The sequence below is a fragment of the Mesorhizobium sp. M7A.F.Ca.US.005.03.2.1 genome (assembly GCF_003997795.1).
GTDB classification, from domain to species: domain Bacteria; phylum Pseudomonadota; class Alphaproteobacteria; order Rhizobiales; family Rhizobiaceae; genus Mesorhizobium; species Mesorhizobium ciceri.
In genome coordinates this window covers 1-1,226 of record NZ_RZRP01001263.1, presented here as the reverse complement: position 1 = coordinate 1,226, position 1,226 = coordinate 1, and the positions used below count along the sequence as shown (strand labels likewise).

The following is a 1,226-nucleotide window of genomic DNA, read 5'->3' as shown; positions in this document are numbered from 1 at the left end:
CAACCAGGTCCACTCCTCCTTGCGCTGGTTCATCAACAACATCGGCAGCATTGCCGATTGGCGCGCCACGCTGATGCGCGTGGCCGATTTCCGCATCGCGCTCGATGAAACCGATGCGCTGCACGACACCGAAAAGCGCATCGCCTTCGGCCAAAACGTCAGTGGCAGCCTGACTTTCGAGAAGCTCGAAGTGGCCTCGCCGGAGGGCTGCACCAGGCTCGCCGACCCGCATGTCGAAATCCGCCCCGGCGAGCGCGTCATGATCACCGGCGATCCCGGTGCGGGCAAGACGCTGTTCTTTCGTGCCATTGCCGGCCTGTGGCCATGGGGAAGCGGCCGGATCGGCCTGCCGGCGGGAGAAACCCCCATATTCGTGCCGCGCGTGCCTTATTTTCCGGTCGGCACATTGCGCGAAGTCCTCGATCACCCGAACGGCCCCGCGCCGGCGGACGATGCCGACATTTCGGCGGTGCTGGCCGAGGTCGGTCTGGGACGGCTATCCTCATCGCTCGACCGCGCCGGGCGTTGGGACCATGAGTTGGGCGATGACGAACAGCGCTCGCTGGCCTTCGCCAGGCTCGCGTTGCGGCAGCCGAAATGGGTGATCATCGACGAGGCGCTGGATGCATTCGACGGCCCATCGCTAAGACGCGTGCTGTCGATGCTCGAGAAGCGTTTGCCGGCGACAGCGATCCTCAACATCGGGCGCGGCCAGCACAACAACCACTTCTTCCCGCGCGCGTTGACGATCGTCAAGGATTCCGGTGCGCCAGCGCTGAAGCCCGCCCGCGTCAGAGCCGGCGCGATCGAACCGCCGCCAGTCGCCGCCCGCCGCAAGAAATGAGCTGATATCCGGACGGGGAAGCAAAGCTTTATTTTGCCGTGATCGCGAGGGAAGCTCTTCGGGAGAACAACCTGGTGACGGCCATGCTTGATGCTCTGCGCCTGCTTGCCTGTCTTGCCTGCGCCCAGGCTGCTCCCGCCGCCTCGCCGCGGGATGCGCTCGCCGTCGACGTCGAGCTGGTGCTGGCAGTCGACATCTCGCTGTCGATGGACGAGAAGGAGTTCGCGCTGCAGCGCGCCGGTTATGTCGAGGCGCTGCGGCATCCCGACTTCATCAAGGCTGTTCGCGCCGGCGCCACGGGCCGCATAGCGCTGACCTATTTCGAGTGGGCCGGCACGGTGCGCGACGACGCGGTCATCGGCTGGCAGATCATCGATAGTGC

General features: G+C 65.4%; 2 protein-coding genes. Both read left to right on the top strand.

The genetic code is table 11. The features are described from left to right. Nucleotides 1–844: ATP-binding cassette domain-containing protein (locus tag EN991_RS36865; protein ID WP_164769692.1), on the top strand; the 844-nt coding region annotated here is incomplete at its 5' end. 83 nt (nucleotides 845–927) lie between these two features. Further along, nucleotides 928–1,226 (top strand): DUF1194 domain-containing protein (locus EN991_RS36860; protein WP_164769693.1); only part of this gene is annotated, 299 nt, incomplete at its 3' end.